This window comes from Tahibacter sp. (genome assembly GCF_032229445.1).
Classification (GTDB): domain Bacteria; phylum Pseudomonadota; class Gammaproteobacteria; order Xanthomonadales; family Rhodanobacteraceae; genus Tahibacter.
Genome location: NZ_JAVTWC010000010.1, coordinates 1 through 19,898 on the forward strand (window position 1 = coordinate 1; position 19,898 = coordinate 19,898).

Genomic DNA, 19,898 nt, shown 5'->3' on the forward strand with positions numbered 1-19,898 from the left:
GCCTTGAGTTGAGCCGCGTCGCGGAGCGACGCCGGCTTGAATGAACAGTTGACGTGCACCGACTGCCACCCTGCAGCCCAAAGCCTACCGCCCAGACGCCGAGGCCGCGAGCCGGGCGATGGACTGAATGCCAGACTCCATCTTCTGCCGCGCCGACGAGTTAGCCGAGTGGACCGAGATTTTTGGTGGCCGGAACCCTCGCAATGCGACGGCTTCCTCGATCCACACCACGACGTCGTAGCCGATGCCACGCGAGTCATCGCCGAGATCGTGATCCAGGCTGAGTTCTTCGACATGCCCCGACTCCAGGAGCGCAATGACTTCGCCCGGCCAGTAGACGCGGACCCACCCTTCGGGGGGCTGGCGCTCATCGTCGAGGAAAACACGCATGCCCGCTATTTCCTGTGAGTCCTGTCGCCTGAGTTGAGCCGCGCCGAAGGCGTCGGCTTGAATGATCAGCCAGGCCGCATGCTAGCCCCGCTGGTGGCTAGGGCAAGCGGCGAGCCGCAGGGCTGGCCGATGCGAACTCGATAGTACGGATGAAGTTCGCATCTGACCCTTACGAGAAAGCCGCGCAGAAGGGGATCTCCAAGGTTCGGTCTACCGCCGTGTCAGGCCGCCGCTGGTGACAAGGTTGGATCGACCCGACAGGCCCTCAGCGGTCGGCTTGAACACATGGTCAGATCCTGCTGCGCGAAACACTCGGCGGCCCTCCGCGCACCAAGTGCCATGTGCCGGCGAGCGTGACAAGAAACACCACGCCTGCAATGCCCCAAAGCATGGGAGAAACGAGGGAAGTGAGCGCAACCCCGCCCTGCCCGAATTCGCACATGGCGCCGATGGCGCGACCACCGCGATCAAGGCACGTGTCCGTTGTGAGAAACCAGAGGCCGTAGCCGATCAGCGCAGCGACGATTGCCAGGCCGAACACCGCGCCAATGACCATGCTGGAACGAGGATTCACGTGGGTTCTGAAGCCGTGTCAAGCCGCGGCCGCGCGACGGTGCTCGGATGATACGCACCTTCCTCGACGGTTGGCTTGAACACATCGTTAGAGCGAGCTTGCCGCGGGCCGCCAGCGCCGACCGTTGCGGACTGCCGAATGAATGCAGGTGCCTGCCTGCGAAGTAAGAATGGGCCGCGCCAGCTGGCGGCGTACCGGACGGGCAAATAGAGTGATGAAGCGCGACTGCCACACCCCGCGCCGGCAATGGGGAAAGTGGCAGCACCGGAAAGACGCTGACACCTCCGTGCTAGCCGTGTGTGATGCTATCTACCGCATGGCTAACGGCTCGTTCGGCAATGCATGCCTGATGCCGCAGTTGAGCGACGGCGCGCGAACAGCGCGAGGCGCTGGATGAGGGGATCATGGCCTGCCTCGGGGCCATCCGGGAAATCAGCGAAACCATCGCGGCGGCGGTTGGAGTGGCCGGGCTCGCGCTCGCACCGAGGGATCCTCGAAGCCGTGGTCGTCCGCTCGCGATGCGCCGGGATTGCCGGAAGCCCGTTCGGAGCAGGAGCCGTAGGCCTGCCCCTTGCCGGGGCGGCGCTGCGCCACTCCGGCATTCCGGACGGGCTCGCACGAAACGGTCCGCACCACGTTGCGGAAAGGGGGGCGTCGCTGACCGCTTGAGCTATACGGCGGACCGTCCCGCGCACCGCGTGCCGGCACGTGATGCGCGAACGCGCTCCGGCGGCCAACGCCATAGCCGCGCCGCGCGCGACAGTTTCCTGTCATGGCCGCGCCGATCGCGTCTACCGCCGTACTGCGGCATCCCTGGCACTTTTCCATAGTGCCCCGCGCTGCGGCGCCCCGACTGTGCGGCTCGGGCGGATTTCTTCGCCAGCTCCGGCGCAGTGCGGGTCGCAGGGCACGCAGGCGTGCGCAATCAGAGACGGATAAGGGCCCACGGGGTGGCAATGCTTCGCTTTGTCCGCTCTTTTTTATGTTGCGGCACGCGCGGGCATCTGATAACAATGTTTTTGACTATAGGTATATCTAAACGGTTGTTGTCCCAAAAAAGACTAGAGGATCTGTGCGGCGGCTGTGGTCGTCCATCACATGGCGAGGAGGGCTATGGCACGACCATCGTTGAGCTTGGGCGTGACCGCGGGAGAGCGACGTGAACTCGAAGCGATAGCCGCGTCGCGCAGGCTGTCGCACGGTCTTGTGCGTCGCGCGCAGATGATTCTGTGGAGCCAGGACGGCATGAGTCTGGACGAGATTGCGCGCCGCGCGCGGGTCACGTCCGCGGCCGTGTCGAATTGGCGCCGGCGCTTTCGCGATGCACGGGTGGCGGGCCTGTACGATGGGCTCAAGTCGGGGCGGCCGCGATCGCTGGATGACGAGCGGCTTGCGCAACTCCTCAACGTGGCGCTGCTGCGCGAGCCGTGCACCGCGCCAAACTGGACCGTGCGTGGACTGGCCCAGGAGACTGGGCTGACAAAAAGTTCGGTGCAGCGCTATCTGGCGCGCTTCGGCATGCCGCCGCGGCCACCGCGTTCGTGCATGCCTTCGGCCGACCCGTGCTTTGTGGCGAAGGTCTGGGACATCGTCGGGCTGTACCTGAACTCGCCCGACCACGCGCTGGTGCTATGCGCGCAGGCGGACGGTCCGCCGACGCCGCCGGACGCCGCGCCGCTGCACCGGTTCGAACCGGCCGCGGGCAATGGCGCCTGTGCACTCGCTGCGCCAGCCGCAGCGCGGCGGGCCGCGAGCGCCACGGAAAACCAGCCCCGCAAGCGCCACGGGGAACTGTTGGCCTTCCTGCGTCAGGTGGATGTCACCGTGCACGCATCGTTGCAGGTACATGTCATCGTCGACGCACGCTCGGTACACCAGCATCCGCGACTGCGCGCCTGGCTGGAAGGCCGGCCACGAATCCTGCTGCATGCCACGCCCACGCATGATGTCTGGCTCAACGAGGTAGAGCGCTGGTTCGGCATCATCAACCAGCGCGCCATGCGTAGCGGCGTCTTCGATTCCGTCGAAATCCTGCGCCGCCGCATCGAGAGCTTCGGCGCTTGCTGCGCCGCACACCCGGTGCCGTTCGAATGGACTGAAAGCCTGAAGTCGATCATGCAGAAGCTGGTGCTATTAAACAAAGCGATATCTGGGACATTGTCTTGAGGTGTGCAGACAGGGATGCGCACTACGGGACACTGGCATCGCCTGATCCGCGTTCACAACTGTGATCGGATTGCTATGGCGACGAAACACTTGTTGACAGTTCGTCCGGCGCTTTGGTACAGATTTGCATGCGGCATGTATACAAAGTGATCTGCGCGCCTTGCGAGACAAGAACGCACGCAACGCCACTCGTGGGCGGTCGATGGATGCATGAGCAAAGCCTTGCGATATGCGCGGCATGTCCGGGCGACCAGGGTGCTCAGCGCGCGTAGCGTGCTGAGCATCGGTGCGTAGCTCAAAGCCGGGATGTGATTTGGGGGAATCACGTCATCAGCTTGATCAAAGGGAGCGATTGGCTGATGTCCGCAGTGGTAGAACCGCGCAGCAGTGGCGGCGCAAGCAGCGCGCCGCAGGATCCATGGCTGGACCGTATCAACAGCATTTTTCGCGTATTCCCAACCGCGGCGGCACTGCCCGAATCGCCATCGCCGCGCGTACGCGCCGGTCACTTGCTGTACCGGTATGCAATGGCGCAGGTCCAGGCGTTGGAAATGCCCGGCTTGGCCATGACCGAGCGTGCCGCGCTGCAGGCTGCCCTGGGCGCGCACGTGTGCGGGCGCCTGGATCTGTGGCTCACCAAGGTCGTCGTCTACGAAGTCAATCTGGCGCGTGACAGCCAGCGTCTGAGTGGCAGCAGTGGCGCACAGCGCCTGGCCTCATTCTTCGAACAGATCAGCGAGGACATGGCTGCGCTGGAGTTCTGCCGCCGCCACGCCGTGCTGATGTGCCGCATCCTGCGCCACTTCGACTTGCTCTGTGGCTTCATCGGCGCGCTGGCGGGTCAGCTCGTGCAGGATCGCGCCGCGTTGGAGCAGTGCTTCGGTCCGCTGGGCAGTCTGGTTGAAGCCGAGCTTGGCCGCGGCGACGCCCACTTCGGCGCCAAACAGGTGGCGATCCTGCGCTTTGCACAGGGCCGTGTCGTATACAAGCCGCGTTCGCTCGACGTGGATCAGTTGTTTGGCGAACTGGTGGCGCGCGTCAATCCGACGCTGCGCCACGTGCTGCGTGTGCCGCGATGTCTGCTGCGCGAGGGCTATGGCTGGCAGGAGTTCATTGCGGCCGGTGTCGCCGACGGAGCGGACGCCTGCGCGCGCTTCTACTACTCCATGGGCGCCTTCATCGCGCTGGCGCAGCTGGTCAACGCGACGGACCTGCACTTCGAGAACATCCTGACCACCGATTCCGGCGAGCCGGTGTTGTTCGATCTGGAAACCATCTTCGCCAACAACTACGCCGCTGGGGCCGCGGGCGTCGAGCGCGCCAGCTTCGATGCGGTGCAGGCGCAGCTGGACGCGCTCAACCGCAGTGTGCTCAAGAGCAGCATCCTGCCCAGCCAGAGCAAGAACGCTGCCGGCATGAATGCACTGACCGACGCCGAGCAGCGTGACACGCTGGTCAGCGTGGATACGCTGGTCGACCCGAATTCAGACACCATCCGCCTCGAGCGCGGCACGGTGAAAATGGAAATCATCAGCAGCCTGCCGCGCCTGGATGGGCAACGCACGCGGCCGGTGAATTTTCTGTCCGACATCCTTGCGGGCTTCGATGCCGCCTACGACTACGGCCTTGCCCATCGCGACGAACTGCGCGAGTGGATTGCCGCGCGCGGCGACTGCCGGGTGCGCTGCGTGCTGCGCAACACGCTCATGTACGGCATGTTCATGATGGAAAGCACGCATCCGCTGTACGCCGGTGATGGCCAGCGCCTGCAGCAACTGTTCGGCAAGCTCGGCATCATCCTTGAGTTCCAGCCCGCGTTCCGCACCGTGCTCAGCGATGAAGTCGCCCAGCTCATGCAGTTTGACATCCCGGCCTTCACCATCACGCTGGGCGAGTCGACGCTGGATGGCTACGCGCAACGTGGCATGCCCTTCCACGGTCGCAGCCCGCTGGACACGTTCGAGGAAACACTCGCGTCGCTGTCGCTGCGCGACAAGGCCGCGCAGCGCCGTTGGATCACACGCTCCTTCGGCATCAGCAGCTATCCACGCACCAGCGCGCGGGACGGTGCAGATGCATACGTGCAGGCCTGCGCCGGCTATCTCGTCGCTGCCGCGCACTACGCTGACAGCGACGCCAGCGTGTGCTGGCTGCAGATCGCCCTGCCGGAAGAAGGCGGTGAAGCGCGGCCCCAGCTTCCGACGTTGTATTCGGGCCAGGCCGGCATGCTGTTGCTGTTCTCGGCGCTGGCCGCACGAGGCGGCAGCGACGTGCAACGCGACACTCACGCGCGCCTGCGCCGCATGCTCCGCGTCGATGCGCAAAACATGGTGCGCGATTCGCAGGAGGCGAGCCTCTATCAGGGTGCCGGCGGGCCGCTCTACGCGCTGCTGCACGACGCACTGCTGCACGGCGATGCCGAGTTGCTCGACTTCGTGCGCGCGCAGACAGGCCAGCTGCTGTCGGGCTGCGCCGTAAAGGGCAACGACGTGATTGCCGGCAGCGCCGGCGTGATGCTTTACCTCTGTTCGCTGGTGCGCGGCGGTGGTGCGGACGCGGTGGCCGAAGCCGCGTTGGCCCGGCTGGGCGAGCAACTGCTGGCGGCGCGCGATGCGGACAGCTGGAGCTGGAGTTCCGACCATGGCGCACAGCTGGGCGGGTTTTCCCACGGCAATGCCGGTATCGCCCATGCGCTGCTCAGTGCCGGCGAGTTGCTGGAACGGAGTGATTTCATCGAAGCCGGCGTGGAGGCACTCGCTTTCGAGGACCAGCGCTTCGACGCGGCCGAGCAGAACTGGCCGGACGTGCGCAGCGCCACGGCCGAGGTGTTCAACAATTCGTGGTGCAACGGCGCGCCGGGCTATTTCATTCCGCGCGCCATCCACTACGGGCGGCTGGATGCCAATGCGCGGCACTGCTTCGCGCTGGCGGTGCAACGCTTCCTCGAAAAGCCGGGTTTCCCGGACGAAAGTCTCTGCCATGGAACGGCCGGTGGTCTCGATGTGCTGGTGACGCTGCATCGGCATGTGCCGCAACTCGTTGGCAGCAACGACGTGGAGCGAATACTGGAACAGCTGATAGACGCAGCGCCCGCACGCGCCGGCACTCAGGACTGCGACGCGCCCGGCCTGATGACAGGACTGGCTGGCATGGCCTACGCAGTGCTGCGCGCGCGCCGTTGCGAGCTGCCAAGCGTGCTGTCCCTACATGGCTAGGAGCCGCGCATGAATGTGGTCTACCAGACCGGCGAGAACGATTGCGGCCTGGCCGTTCTGGCCATGATGCTGGCCCACCATGGCCGCCATCTGTCGCTGTACGAGTTGAAAATGCGTCATCCGATCAGCACCGCCGGCATGTCGGTCCTGGATCTGAAGCTGATCGCCAGAAGCTACGGCCTGGACAGTAAAGTGTTCGCCGTCCAGGGCGACGCGGCTCAGCTCGAGCAGCTCGCAACACCCTTCATCGCGCACTGGGGCGGCCAGCATTTCACGGTCGTCACGCGCATCGCTGGCGGCAAGATGCACCTGGCCGATCCGCGCGACGGCCGGCGCGTGCTGGACATTGGCGAAGCGCTGAAATACTGGTCCGGCGTGGCCATGTTCCTGGCTCCGGGCGAGAGCTTCCAGTCTCACCAGCCGCCCCACCTGCTACGCCAGTGGCTACCGGAGATCCGCCGCTTCTCAAGCATGCTGGCGGCGCTGTTCTTCCTGTCGGTGCTGCTGCTGGGGCTCAGCTATGCGGTGCCACTGGTTATCTCCAAGGTGGTGAGCAGCTTCATGGAGAACGGCACGCTGCCATTCGGCGCGCTGGGCATGATCGGTGTCGCGTTGGGCTTTGTAGTGAGCTACTACGTCTTCAACTGGTCCAAGCAGGCGCTGCTGCTGGAAATCCGCCTGCGCCTGGACGGCCACCTGAGCGAGCGCTTCATCGAGTCCCTGTTCCGCCTGCCGTTCATGTTCTTCAGCCGCATGCCCTTCGGTGACCTGCTCGAGCGCCTGGGGTCGGTGGGCACCATCCGCGAATTCATCAGCGCGCGCATCGCCGCTGCCATCGTCGATACGGTGATGGTCGTCACGCTCGCGGGGCTGATTTTCTACACCAACCACAAGCTCGGCATCATCTATGTGGGCGCGGTGGCGATTGTCGCGCAGCTGGTCTACCTGCAGTGGCCGCGCCTGCGTGAGCGCTTCCGCGACGAAGTGCTTTCGTATACCGCGTCGTATGACACGTTCTCCGATGCGCTGCTGGGCATCCAGGACATCAAGGCCAATCACAACGAGCACGTCTTCTACCAGCGGTGGCGCGACCGCTTCCGCCAGTATCTGGACACGGCGCGCGCGCGCGGTCGGCTCACCGCGAAGCTGGAAGCGCTGCTGGCCGTGCTGGGCGGCGGCGTGCCGCTGGTCATCCTGCTGGCGGCACTGTGGCTGGTGAACCGCGCGCAGCTGGCGCCGGCCGACGCCATCCTGACCTACCTGCTGATCCAGTACTCCATGGCGCCGCTCGCCGGGCTATTGGGCACGGGCATCATGATCCAGCATCTGGTCATCCACACCGACCGCGTCAACGGCATCACCCAGTTCGTGGCCGACACGGCCGCCGAAACCGTGGAGCAGGGCAGCCTGCCTGTCACACGCATCGTCGTCGAAGACTGCGCCTTCAGCTATGCGCCGGACGGCCGCGATGTGCTCAGCCACGTGAGCCTCGACATCGCGCCGGGCGGATTCGTGATCCTGACCGGCGTGTCTGGCAGCGGCAAGAGCACCTTGCTCAAGCTGCTGACCCGCACCTTGAGTCCGCACCGTGGCCGGGTGCGCTATTTCAACGGCGAGGACGAAATCCCGAGCGGCGGCGCCGTGCAGCTGACCAGCATCATTCAGGACGCGGCCATGTTCCGCGGCACGGTGCTGGAGAACATCACCATGTTCGACCCGGACATCAGCCTTGAGCGGGTCGGCGAAGTCGCGCGCATCGCCAATATCCATGCCGAGATCATGGCCATGCCGCTGGGTTTCAGCACGCCCGTAGAGCGCGGCGGCAGCAACCTGTCCGGCGGACAGCGCCAGCGCCTGGCGCTGGCGCGCGCGCTGCTCAAGTCGCCGAGCATGCTGCTGCTGGACGAATTCACCAGCCACCTGGATGCGGAGAACGAGGGACGCATCATCGCCAACCTGCGCCAGATCGGTTGCACGGTCATCATCGCCACGCACCGTACCGCGTGGATCCAGGCTACCGACCGCATCATCCAGGTGCGCGACGCTACAGCCGTCATGCTACCGGCCCGCGAGGCCGCTGCGGAGGCATGTCTTGCCTAAGTCCCTGATCTCCACGCTGGCCGTCGCGCTGCTCGCCCTGCTGGGCTTCGCTTACGTGGCGCTGTCGGGTGCGCCCGAAATCGGCGATTTCGACTACACGCGCTTCACGGCCGAGGGCAGCAACACCGCGCCCGTGCGCATCGCCGTTATCGAGGATCTGCGCTGTCCCAGCTGCCGACGCAACCATCTCGACGTGCTGTCGAAAATCCTGCCCAAGTACACGCCGTCAGGGCAGGCGGCGGTCTATTACGTGCCCTATCCGGTCACGCGCAGTGATTCCATGGCACTCAGCGTCAAGGCGCTGAGCTATGCACGTTTCCACAAACGGCCGTTCAGCGAAATCAGCGTGGCGCTGTACAAGGCCGATTCCACGCGACTGTCGCTGGACGAGGCCGAAGCGCTGCTGGCGCGTGAGTTCGGTCCTATACCCGCGGATGCGCGCGCCGCGCTGGATGAGGCATCCCAGCAGCAACTGCGCGAGCAAAACCGCTACCTGAGCTCCGTCGGCATCGTCAGCACGCCGACCGTGATCGTCAACGGCGCGGTGCTGCAAGGCCCCAAGGCCGAAGTGCTGGCTGAACACATCGAAAAAGCGCTGGACCGCAGCCGCCATGGCGGCTGAGCGGCGCAGCAATCCGGGGCGCGCTTGCGCGGCACCCGAACACACTCCGCGGTAGGGCTGCCGCAACGTCCCACGGCCGGGGAGGCGCAGCGGGCCTGCTTTCATGCGGAGCAACGAGGTAGTTGTCAACCAACAACTGGGAGAACACACATGATCAGCAACAACGCGATGCAGGCTGTGCCGCAGATGCAGGAACTTTCTGACGAAAGCCTGCGCGAGATGATGGGCGGCCTGCCCTGTAGCGGTCGCTATTGCAGCATCACCTGCGAATGCGGCTGTTCGATCTGCACGTCGTGGATCTACGCCTGCACGAGCGCCGCCGTCCAGTAAGCGCTACCGCGCATAACCAAACCGTGGAGAAAGCCATGTTGAACCATGAAAGCGCCCTGTCCGCCGTGCCACAGATGCAGGAGCTGTCTGACGAAAGCCTGCGCGAGATGATGGGCGGCTTGGGCTGCGGCCACTACTGCAGCATCACCTGCGAATGCGGCTGCGGGATCTGTACGTCGTGGATCTATAGCTGTACCTCGGCCGTGGCTCAGCGCTGAGGAGACACCGGAAAAGCGCGAGCAGAACTCGGGCCTTTCCAGTGTGCAACGGAACGGCGACTACCCCGCCGCCTCACGGCGGGGTAGTCCCGGCGTCAACCTTGCGCGGGAGCGGGATATGACGCATGCCACGATGCGACTATCGGGCCGCATGGGTGCGCGCGCCTGTGCGTATCGTCACGAACCCACGGCATGACAGGCTCAACCTGTTGTTACATGAAAAAAATCGCTGTCGTACAAGGTATTCTTTCTGTCAACCCGCCGCGCACTGCTGCGGTGCAAGGAGGCCGCGATGCTGAGCCGTATCCGCAAAACTGTCTGGCGGCGCTGGCTGCTGGGCGGTGGCCTGGCGCTGGGCGCTGCAGTGCTGTTCGGCTTGTTTGGTGGCGGCTCGACGCCGCCGGCCGCACGCGCGGTGTTCCGCTATCCGGTGCAGGCGTTGCAGGTGCAGCGCGGTGTAGCACGCCCGGAGATCGAGGTGTCCGGCCGCATCGAAGCCGGCCGCAAGCAGACCTTGATCGCGTATTTCGACGCCTGGGTGGACGACGTGCGCGTGGTCGCCGGCCAGGAAGTTAAAGCCGGTGCGCCGCTGCTGAGCCTGGGCAAGCGTTTCATCGCCGACGCCCTGCACGAGGCGAAGCTGGCGCTGGACAGCACCGAACTGGAAATTGTCAAAGTACAAGAACGCGAGGAATATCTGAAAGTGCGCCTGGGCATCGAGGAAGACATGCTCAAGCGCCTGCAACTGGTGAAGGACAACGCCACGCAGTTGCGCGCGCGCGGCGTCATCACCGTGATGGACTATGAAACCCACCTCTCCTCGGTCGACGTGCGGCGCCTGCAGGTGCTGGAATTGCAGCGCGAGAAGAAGAGCCTGCCGCTGGAACGGCGCCGCCTGCACAATGACGCGGAGAAGTTGCGCGGCCAGATCGCGCGCCTGGAAGGCGACCTGCAGCACGCGGAGCTCGTCGCGCCCTTTGATGCCGTCGTACTGGAAGTGGCGGTCGAGCCCGGCGGCCGGGTCGCCACCGGTGCCAAGCTGGTATTGCTGGCGCCGCTGGACGGTCTGCAGATTTCCATACCCTGGCCGGTGGACCACGGCGCCGCGGCACAGATAGCCGCCTATGCGGTCAGCGGCGGACAGCAGATCGCGCTGCGCGTGGCTGAAGTGGGTTCGGTGATCGAGGCTGGACGCTCCACGCCGCATGCAGTGCTCAATGCCGAAGGCCGTCTGCCCGCGGCGCTGGCGCTGGGCAGCTTCGTGCCGGTGCGCATCCAGTTGGCGCCCATCGACAATGCGTTCGTGATTCCGGAAGCCTCGCTGTACGCAGGCGAGCGCGTATTCCGCCTTGATCCGGACGGCAGCGCACTGGATGGCGTCAAGGTGCAGGTGGACGGGCAGCGCTACGGCCGTGACGGCAGTATCGAATGGATCGTCTCAGCGCCCGAGCTGGCCGATGGCGACAAGCTGCTGACCACGCGACTGGCCGCCGCGGCTGAAGGCCTGCCCGTGCTGGCCACCACGCATACATCAGCCGAGGCCGCCGAGGCGCAACGCAAGCAGGTGTCGGTAAACAAATGAACAACCGCGGCATCATCGCGTATTTCGCGCACCACAAGGTGGCGGCGAATCTGCTCATGCTGCTGATCATCGGGCTGGGTGCGATGCTGGCGCCGCGGCTCAAGAACACGCTGACCCCGGATGTACATTTTCCCGCGCTGGAAGTGGTCATCGAGTGGCCGGGCGCCGGCGCCGAGGCCATCACGCGGCAGCTCATCGAACCGGTGGAAAACCGCTTGCGCCAACTGCCCGGCGTGCGTTCCACGACCTCGGTCAGCGCGCTGGGCATGGCCTCGATCAACCTCGTACTGGCGCATGACGCCGACCCGGCCGAGGTCAAGTATTCAGTCACCAACGCCATCGACAGCCTGCACAACCTGCCCGTGGGCATTCTGCCGCCGCGCATCCAGACCGCCGTTTTCGACGAGCGCGCGCTGCGCCTCGGCCTGACCGGCAGCTCCAAGGCCGAGCTCTATCAGGAAGCACTGGAAATCCGCAAAACCCTGTTCGACCGCGGCGTGCCGCGCGTCGACATCGATGGCTGGAGCGAGCCGCAGCTGGAGATCACCGTCAGCGGCGACCGCCTGCAGGCATTGGGCATGTCGCTGGCGCAGATAGCCGACCAACTGCGCGCCCGGCTCACCGTGAACATCGCCGGCAACCTGCGCCGCAATGGCGACGATCTCGTCATCAGCAGCCGCGGCAATCGGCTCGACGAAAACGCACTGGCCAACCTGCAGCTCGGAAATGCCACGGGCGCCACGTTCCGGCTCGGCGAGATCGCCCAGGTGGGGTGGGGCGAGGGCGCCCAGCAGATCGCACGCGTGAACGGTCGCGACGGCATCATTATCACGCTGTTCCGTTCGCTCGACACCGACACGCTGGAAATCTCCGCGATCAACCGCGAATGGCTCGCCGGCTATCGCGCTGCGCGACCGGATTCCACCGTCAGCGTGCTGGACGACGCCTCGGAAACCGTAGTGGCCAACCGCGGCATGCTGATCAGCAACGCCATCATGGCGCTGTTCATCGTCTTCGGCGTGATGTGGCTGGCGATGGGCACGCATACGGCGTTCTGGACCACGGCCGGCATACCGGTAATCCTGTTCGGCACCTTCATGGTCATGCTGATCACCCATCAGTCGATCAACATGTTCACCGTGGCGGCCTTCATCATGGTGCTGGGCATGATCGTCGACGACGCCATCGTCATCAGCGAAGACCACGATACGGAGATGCGCAAGCCCGGCTCCCGCGGCATCCCGAGCCTGGTTGCAGCCCGTCGAATGTCGGTGCCGGTGGTGGCTTCGTCACTGACAACGGTCGTCGCCTTTGTGCCAATGCTGTTCCTGCCCGGCTATTTCGGCGCCATGATCGCGCCCATCGCCATCGTCGTGATCAGCGCGATGCTGCTTTCGCTGTTGGAATGTTTTTTGATTCTTCCCGCCCATCTGCGCCACGGCGAGGCACGCGCGCTCGCCAGGCCCGGACGGCGTATCGGCAATCAATGGCTGGAGGCGGCGCGCATCCGCTATGTGCTGCCGCTGGTCGAACGTGCCGTGGCCCATCGAGGCCGCACCGTGTTGCTGGCCATGGCCTGCGTGCTTCTATCCATACCGGGCGTGGTGTTGTTGTACAACAACGACGAAGGCCAGATGGATACCGACAACCTTCGCGTCATCGCATTCCTGGAACCCACCACGCCGGACAGCGAGCGCCTGCTCATCGTTGACCACCTGGAAGACAGCCTGCGCAGCACCATCGCGGAGATCGGCGATATCAAGCCGATGGTGAAGTCCTGGTCGGTGGTGGAGCACCAGACCTCGGGTCGGCCCTGGCTGGAAACCGTGGTCTCGCTGTCGCCGAGCACCGAGCGGCCGCTCACCAGCAGCGACTTCCTGGCCCGGTGGGGCCACCACCTCAAGCCCAATACCTGGGTGATCCGCTACGGCATGGAAACCGATGCCGAGAAACCCTCCACCTCGATCAGCTGGCGCCTGTCTGGCCAGCTGAGCCTGGAACAGCTCAAGGCCGCGACCGAGGAATTCGGCGCGCGCCTCATGGCCGAAGCGGATGTGCTGCAGGTGGAGGACAGTTTCAGCCAGGGCGCGCAGCAGGTGGAATTCGGGATGAAGCCGCTGGGCCGCACCCTGGGCCTGGACGAGGCCACCATCGCCGCGCAGTTGCATGCGGGTTTCGAAGGCATCCGTGTCGGGCAGATCGAATACGCCGGCAGCGAGGCCGAAGTGCGCGTCAAGCTGCCGCTGGAAGAACGCCGCTTCGACCGCGTCGCGCGCTTCCCCGTGCAGACCGCGCGAGGCACCAGCGTGCCGTTGTGGGGTGTCGCCGATCTGCGCCGCCAGGCCAGCATGTCCAACCTGCTGCGCGTGGATGGCCAGCCCGTGGTCGAAGTGACCGCCTATCTGCAGCCCAGCAGCATGGGCAACCGCGCCGAGATCAAACGCCGCCTGGAACGTGACATTCTTTCCGGCGTGCAGCAGCGCCACAAACTGCAGCGTTCCTACTCGCTGTTCGACCGCGACCGCGACCAGGTTGTCGCCAGCCTGCTCGGCTCGTTCTTCATCGGCTGCGCGGCCATCTACCTCGTGATGGTCTGGTCGCTGCAATCATTCTGGTGGCCGCTGCTGATCACCGCGATGATTCCGCTCGGCGTCGCCGGCGCGGTGTTCGCGCACCTGCTCTGCGGCATCCCGTTCAGCGTCTTCAGCATGTTCGGTGTGCTGGGCATGTCCGGCGTAGTGGTCAACGACGCCATTGTATATATGTCGCATTATAGAAAACTAAGAGCCGAGATGCCGGTGCGCGAGGCGGTGGTCAAGGCGGCCTCGGACCGTTTCCGCGCCATATGCCTGACCACGCTGACCACAGTACTGGGCATCGTGCCGCTGCTGCTCGACCCCTCGCCCAACGCGCAGATATTCAAGCCGCTGCTGGTGGGATTCGGCGGCGGCCTGCTGACGGGTTCCGCGTTGCTGCTGGTGGTGCTGCCCGCGCTGCTGTATCTGCTCGAAGACTGGTGGGCGACGCGCCAGCAGCGACCCGCGTTCGCACCAGCCGGTGCACCTGGGGCCGAGGCTTTGCCGCAGAGCTGACAGGTATCAAAGGCAAGGGCCGCTTGCACGGCGCTTGTCGGCTTGGCTGTTTTCCGGTGCTCAAGCGGAAGTCACGCCCGACTGGGCGAGATAAGCTGTCGCGGCGAAATCAGTTTCGATTCATCGTCCGTGCGAAGCGGTAGCAACGGGTCAGACCGACCCGGCGAGAACCTGACTAACCCGATGGACGTCCAAACCGTGTTTTGGCTGATCCCCAACACACCGGACAGTCTGATGAACGAATTAGGTCGCCGGGTGCGGTTTATACCTTGGTCCGCACTCGCTACATCGGTGCAAAGACCGTCTACGAAAATGCAGTCTGACAGCGTTGCATACAGCAAAGCACTGACACGCACGACGCAATACAGAGGACAGCACGATCATCAGCGCCGGCCTCAAAGCTGACGGCAAAAGCACATGCGCGCGCGATTGGCCGGAAGTCTCTCACGAACTGTTACGCCACTCCCTCAAAAGAACGGCTCCTCATTGAATTCAGACGGACCAGCTTCAACCTCGATGCCAAACTTACGATTTACGTCGTTCACTAGCTTCATGAACCAACCCGGAGCTTGCGGCGAAAGATAGACTGATTCGATAAGCAGTTCGACATCGCAGGGGATGAGGCTCCCCACGCCTCGGCGCGAAAAGTCCGTGATCACAGCACGCACCTCGCGTTCATGCTCAAAGGATTTTCGCTTACGCCAGTAGGCATCGTTTATCCCCGCATATTGGCTTTTAAAGTCGATGTAGCGAACTCTACCGATTCTGATCTGCGGGTCTCTACCCAGCGAAGTATACAACGCACTGTAGGAAGTCTTAATTGCTACGGCGTTTGGGAGGAAGCTCGAATACAAGCGCCACATTGCAGCTGACTCGTACAAACTTTCGTGCCAGCAACTTATGAATGTATGCGCTCGCGAGGCGTTCCCGCCGGTCTCTAAGTCTCGAAGAAGCCGATTTGCTTCTTCTTCAACTTGGTCATCGGTCTTGTCGCATTCATATCCATCAGGGGGATTGCGAATCGCTTGTCGGAAAAAATTCAAATAATGATCATCCCACACGCCCTTCCTGCGCTTCAGCCCCTTTGCACCCTCATATGCATCTTCAAATTGATCGGACCGGCTGAAATACAGTGCCCGTGAAGTAAGCAGACTCACGTACTTGGTAAAGTCCATGTAGCGCCAGAGCTTAGCTTCAGGAGCTGGCACTTTATAGGGCCTTGGCATGAAATAAGTTCGAGCGGCCAATTCAGAAAGCTGCTCAGAGCACTTATCGCAAACGTATGCCGGCTCTCCATTGCCCAGATAGCCCGAGCACGAATGCTCCGCTTCGACGAAAGCATGGCCGCAGCTTGTGCACGAATCGAAGTGCTCAAATGCGAGACGCTGCAAATCAATTGTAAATCGATTGCTTGGAGTGCGCATCGCTTGCTCCAGGGGCCTAACGTCGGAGTTGACCAGCACGCAGCGGCACTACGCGGCCCGGTACATGCTCTCGCGCACGTCCGGTGACGCAGTGCCGCTGCGTGTCCGCGCCGAAAGACCTGCTATACGGCAGGCGCTCGCAGGCACTACCGTTCGCAAGCGTGGCATTCTCAACACTAAACCAAGGGTGCATGAGCGACCTCTCTCCCAGCGAACTCGCTTGCGAGCAAGTAGATGAACTGCTGCGGGATGTTAGATATGACCTCTTGAATATGTCCGCCGAAGCGGCCCTTCAGAGTCGGCTCAAACAGGTGAGGGCGATAGCGTGTAATGGAGCCGAAGTAGTAGAAACATGCGTAGATGGAGAGAAGTTGGTCTGTCAGATTTGCTTGGTCGGCTGGAGGACACAGGTACACATAGTTCTTCCTGTACGGCGGAATAGTCATTGCTGTGGCCCAAATGGAAGGCCGGACTATCCGAACAAGGTCAGGGATTTTGTCGGACGGTCGGCCCGTGTACTTCAACGGAGTGTTTTGCTCGAACTTCAACAGCCGCCGATTGCTCATTACCTCATTCGACGCGACAAGTTTGAATCCGCTTCCGAGCCCCGACTCAGCTAGTAGCCTCTTCCGAGTGATCCCGAAACGCGTGAGGTCATCCTCAAAGATGTTCACGACCAGCCATACCGACTTCGAGGGTTCGTGGTGAAGGTGGTCGATGCGAGTGATCTCGACGAAGCGCTCGTCAGTCTTCGCAGCCTCACACCACACCCGATGTCCTTGGACCAGCTGGGGCAGGAGTCGCTGAAGGTCGAAAACCTTGCCCCCACTGGGAAACTTCTTCTGGAAGAGAGCCTCCTGAAGGTCGTCAAACACATTCGCTTCGCTGGGCTTGGAGCGAAAGGCCTTCACGAATGAGTCTACGAACTCGACGCCGCCCGGATGTACAGCGTCCTGCAAGCCGTGCTGAGCACGTGCGTATTCGACACGGAGCGTCCTTTTCAAAACAAACGCCTTCGCGAGATTTAAGAAGCAGTAGTAAATGAGAATCGGCTTTGCTGTCACCAAAGTTGACGCCAGGGAGGCGCGATAGAAGTCTTCAGCCTGCGCGAGAAATGCGACCGCCTGGTCTCGTGGACCGCCGGTTAGCGCGTCCTCAATGCTTTGACGAATGATCGCCCAGGGATTAGTGGAAAAGATTCGCGACTGCAACCCGTAGCGCCGGCTAGTCTTAACCATCGGGTGGAAGGAGAACGGTATCGGCCTACCTTTGACGGTGAGTATCGATCCGACGCGCTGAGCTGGGATGTTGGGCATCTACTAGGCCGTATATTGGATGATTTGGGCGGCGCGCTCGCCGCTGTATGAGATAGGCACTTTATCTATCGCACGTCCGCTCCACCGATTTGTTATGGAGCACGGCCGCGCTCGGACGGGCATAAGAGAGTGCTTTGTGCTCAACAATGGTTCACCTCGCGCTCTCTGGGTGAAACCGCTGGACGCGAATCCAAACTCGCCAGACAGGAAAATGCATGCGCACGCCAGATTGTCGCTATGTAATGGGCCTTCCGCTCAGTGCAGCGTTCGATGCTGTGATTGATGATCGGCCAAGAATTTGCTGAAGTTGCGCCGTAGTCTATGGCGAATTGGGGAAGCATAACTCCGTGAAACGTCGGTGTGGCCGGAACGAACCGAAGCTGAAACCGGCTTCCCTCGCCCTTGAGTCATTCGACGATGTGGTCAACCTCGAGTTGCAGGTCGCCCGCGGCGTTCTTTCCCTCAATGAAATCGGATGCGTGTATGGGATCTTCGTGCCAAGACGTCTACTCAAAGTCTGCCTCGACTAGGACTCTCGACTAGGACTAGAGATGCCAATGAGTGCGCCCTAACGCCGGTTCAAGCGGCCGCGGCCGAACGTGACGTCTGACATCTCGACACCTAACGCTCTGTTAAGCCGCCGCGGCGCGACGGTGAGTGGATGATACGAGCAACTTCCGCGGCGGTCGGCTCGAACACATAGTTAGTGCTCATGCAGAGCCCGCATGCCAAACGACTGCACAGAGGCAGGCGAAGTACGCAACGGCGAACACTGGGGGCAACACCAACAGAACAGCCAAAGCGCTTCGTTGACTGCGTACGCGCCATGCGCCCGCACCAAGAACCACTGACGCCGGCATGCCGTAAATGAAGCCGAGCCACGCTCCGAGTCGAGCCTCAGCGCCCAGCGGATTTATCGGAGTGCGGAACACGTAGGACCCGTAGTAGACGAGTACGGCGCCTGCCAGCAAGGCCCACGCATAGGCCAACACGATGACGACCGGCTTCCACATGAGCACTAACGCCTGCGTCAAGCGGCCGCGGGCCGACAACCCATCAGAAGACATCGAAGTCTCTCCCGTGGTTCGCTTGAACGAGTTAGGTGGATGCGCCAAACAGCCGATGTAGTAGCCCACGCGGTGGAGTGTACATCTCTGCCGAAACCCCAAGAAAGCAAATGCTAGAAAAGCTCGCTCCCTCAATTGACTGGCCAGCCTGCAGTGCTCGATTGACAGTGTTGACCATCGCGCTCTGGAGTGCGACGGATGCGAACAGTTCTTTGGGGCCGTTGTGGTAGAGAGAAGTAGCAACAGCCAATGCTTCGCCAAAGATTGGCTCGTCGTTCAAGGAAAACTCGCACCAGGCTCCGCGATGGCTCTTGGCCTTGAAGCGTGCCGGGAGGCCGATGTTGCCCATGTGCCCCACGAGAACGGCGCCGAACGCCTCCGGAATGCAGTCAATTGCTCGCGTCGCAAGCTCTTTAGACTGCAGCAGCTGCTCAACGGCCACGGCCTTTGCAACCGCGTCGAGGTCGCCTTTCCCGAGAATCTCGGCCACTGACACAACTTGGGGAGCGGTTAGAGAGCGCATGACCATCCACCTAGCGCCGTGGAAAGTGGCAGCGGCACGATGATACATAAGGAAACACGAAAGTCTCTCCCGGCTGTCGGCTTGACCACATAGTTAGGCATCACCTTCGCAAACCTCGCGGATAAGGCTTACGTATGCGACGAGATTTACACCAACCTTGAGCGCTTGCTCCATGAGACGGGCAGGAAAATCGACGGTGAAGCCAACTGTATTTTCTTCCAGTTGAATATTGAACTGGACGCCAAGAATGAAGGTGTCGACACCCTCAAACTGACCGAGGGCCAAAAGCTGATGTTGGTTATCTCGAAGGAACTCAAAAGCGGTTTGCACCTGCGCCCCGTAGGTGAGCTCGGCACCGTTGCCGAGACCAATCAGGAATCCGCTGGTCTGGTAGCGCCCAGCACCTCTCAACTCGCCGCGCCGCCAGACCTTGTCAGCGCGTAGCGTCGATTGCTCTGCAAGTGCATCAACGTCGAGCGACTTTCCGTGCGCGAAGATGGCGAAATGGTTCATGTGATGCCTGATGTCAGAGTCAAGCCGCACCGTTTACGGCGTCGGGCTCGACGAATAGTTGGACCGCATGACTAGTCTACGCACAGCGTTCCCTGAGATTTTCCTTCATTGACACGGGCCAATCAGGTGCCCAATGTATTGGTTGAACCATAGCAACCTCTCATCGTTGAGCAAATATGCGCGGTTCGGACTGGGGACGAATTCGTGCCCTTGACGCCGCCCGCTACCAGGTAAACAATCCGTCCGTTGCCGCCAATTCGGCAACCGGGTATAGCAGCCCGAATCGTAGGCGCACACAGCGCCGCACCGAAAGCCGGCGTTTTTTTATGCCCGACTTTCGTGCCGCGTCGTCTGCCGATTTATGGCGGCGGTGTGCGGGGAGCCGCAAGGCTCGCCGGTCCTACGCCGGTCTGCTACCCGCACACCGTTCGCCACCCTTTTCGCCGTTCCGGGTGGCGACTCCACGCAAAGGGAGCTGTCCATGGAAAATCGGTCTGCAGTTGGCGGCACTGAGCCGCTTCGTTGTTGCCTTGTCCGCATTGGCGGCGTTGTTGCCTGCTTAGGGAGGCGCGCGCCATGACCCGTCACAGTTCGTTCTATCCGCTGCCCCGCGAATTGCCCGCGTGCCAGCCCGTGCTGTTTGCGTATGTGCTCGATACGCCGGCGCAGCGCGAGGCGTTGCAGGAAGAAATCATGGATCGCATCACCGCGATCCAGGAACTCTGCGGCACGCTGGCCATGGCGCAGCTGGATGACGCGGATGCGC

Annotated in this window: 15 protein-coding genes; 9 read left to right on the forward strand and 6 right to left on the reverse strand. The window is 62.7% G+C overall.

What is annotated here, in order from left to right; all coding sequences use genetic code 11:
• Positions 1 to 84: 84 nt before the first annotated feature.
• Both RUU78_RS02720 and RUU78_RS02725 read right to left on the reverse strand, forming a co-directional pair.
• Entirely contained in the window at positions 85 to 390 is a 306-nt protein-coding gene (locus RUU78_RS02720) for a cyclic-phosphate processing receiver domain-containing protein (RefSeq protein WP_313913413.1), read from the reverse strand.
• Between the two features lie 289 nt (positions 391 to 679).
• Positions 680 to 964, reverse strand: a complete 285-nt coding sequence (locus RUU78_RS02725; RefSeq protein WP_313913415.1) for a hypothetical protein — start codon at positions 962 to 964, stop codon at positions 680 to 682.
• A 1,113-nt stretch (positions 965 to 2,077) separates the two neighbouring features.
• Between RUU78_RS02725 and RUU78_RS02730 the strand changes: the two genes are divergently transcribed.
• The 8 genes from RUU78_RS02730 to RUU78_RS02765 all read left to right on the forward strand — a co-directional run bounded on the left by RUU78_RS02730 (position 2,078) and on the right by RUU78_RS02765 (position 14,289).
• Positions 2,078 to 3,130 (forward strand): IS630 family transposase, encoded by a 1,053-nt coding sequence (locus tag RUU78_RS02730; protein WP_313913417.1) that lies wholly within the window; start codon positions 2,078 to 2,080, stop codon positions 3,128 to 3,130.
• 359 nt (positions 3,131 to 3,489) lie between these two features.
• Complete coding sequence (locus RUU78_RS02735) at positions 3,490 to 6,345, forward strand: type 2 lanthipeptide synthetase LanM family protein (protein WP_313913420.1); 2,856 nt, start codon at positions 3,490 to 3,492, stop codon at positions 6,343 to 6,345.
• 9 nt (positions 6,346 to 6,354) lie between these two features.
• Complete coding sequence (locus tag RUU78_RS02740; RefSeq protein WP_313913422.1) at positions 6,355 to 8,445, forward strand: peptidase domain-containing ABC transporter; 2,091 nt, start codon at positions 6,355 to 6,357, stop codon at positions 8,443 to 8,445.
• Positions 8,438 to 9,067, forward strand: coding sequence for a thioredoxin domain-containing protein (locus tag RUU78_RS02745; protein WP_313913423.1), 630 nt, complete (start codon positions 8,438 to 8,440; stop codon positions 9,065 to 9,067). Before RUU78_RS02740 ends, RUU78_RS02745 begins: the two co-directional genes overlap by 8 nt.
• 150 nt (positions 9,068 to 9,217) lie before the next feature.
• Positions 9,218 to 9,397, forward strand: coding sequence for a hypothetical protein (locus RUU78_RS02750; RefSeq protein ID WP_313913425.1), 180 nt, complete (start codon positions 9,218 to 9,220; stop codon positions 9,395 to 9,397).
• A 35-nt stretch (positions 9,398 to 9,432) separates the two neighbouring features.
• Positions 9,433 to 9,615 carry a hypothetical protein gene (locus RUU78_RS02755; protein ID WP_313913427.1) on the forward strand — a complete coding sequence of 61 codons (183 nt, stop codon included), beginning with the start codon at positions 9,433 to 9,435 and terminating at the stop codon, positions 9,613 to 9,615.
• A 292-nt stretch (positions 9,616 to 9,907) separates the two neighbouring features.
• The gene (locus RUU78_RS02760) at positions 9,908 to 11,197 is read left to right on the forward strand and encodes a hypothetical protein (RefSeq protein ID WP_313913429.1); all 1,290 of its coding nucleotides are present in this window, start codon (positions 9,908 to 9,910) and stop codon (positions 11,195 to 11,197) included.
• Positions 11,194 to 14,289: an efflux RND transporter permease subunit gene (locus RUU78_RS02765; protein ID WP_313913431.1), complete on the forward strand. Its 3,096-nt coding sequence runs from the start codon at positions 11,194 to 11,196 to the stop codon at positions 14,287 to 14,289. Before RUU78_RS02760 ends, RUU78_RS02765 begins: the two co-directional genes overlap by 4 nt.
• A gap of 467 nt (positions 14,290 to 14,756) precedes the next feature.
• On the opposite strand, the gene RUU78_RS02770 is transcribed toward RUU78_RS02765, so the two are convergent.
• From RUU78_RS02770 to RUU78_RS02785, 4 genes are all read right to left on the reverse strand, one after another.
• The gene (locus RUU78_RS02770) at positions 14,757 to 15,713 is read right to left on the reverse strand and encodes a hypothetical protein (RefSeq protein WP_313913433.1); all 957 of its coding nucleotides are present in this window, start codon (positions 15,711 to 15,713) and stop codon (positions 14,757 to 14,759) included.
• Between the two features lie 176 nt (positions 15,714 to 15,889).
• Positions 15,890 to 17,029, reverse strand: a complete 1,140-nt coding sequence (locus RUU78_RS02775) for a YaaC family protein (RefSeq protein ID WP_313913435.1) — start codon at positions 17,027 to 17,029, stop codon at positions 15,890 to 15,892.
• Positions 17,030 to 18,127: 1,098 nt separating this feature from the next.
• Positions 18,128 to 18,586, reverse strand: coding sequence for a hypothetical protein (locus tag RUU78_RS02780; RefSeq protein WP_313913437.1), 459 nt, complete (start codon positions 18,584 to 18,586; stop codon positions 18,128 to 18,130).
• Positions 18,587 to 18,712: 126 nt separating this feature from the next.
• Positions 18,713 to 19,132, reverse strand: coding sequence for a hypothetical protein (locus RUU78_RS02785; protein ID WP_313913439.1), 420 nt, complete (start codon positions 19,130 to 19,132; stop codon positions 18,713 to 18,715).
• Positions 19,133 to 19,708: 576 nt separating this feature from the next.
• Here RUU78_RS02785 and RUU78_RS02790 point away from each other — a divergent pair.
• The coding region (locus RUU78_RS02790; protein WP_313913441.1) for a hypothetical protein at positions 19,709 to 19,898 on the forward strand (190 nt) is incomplete at its 3' end.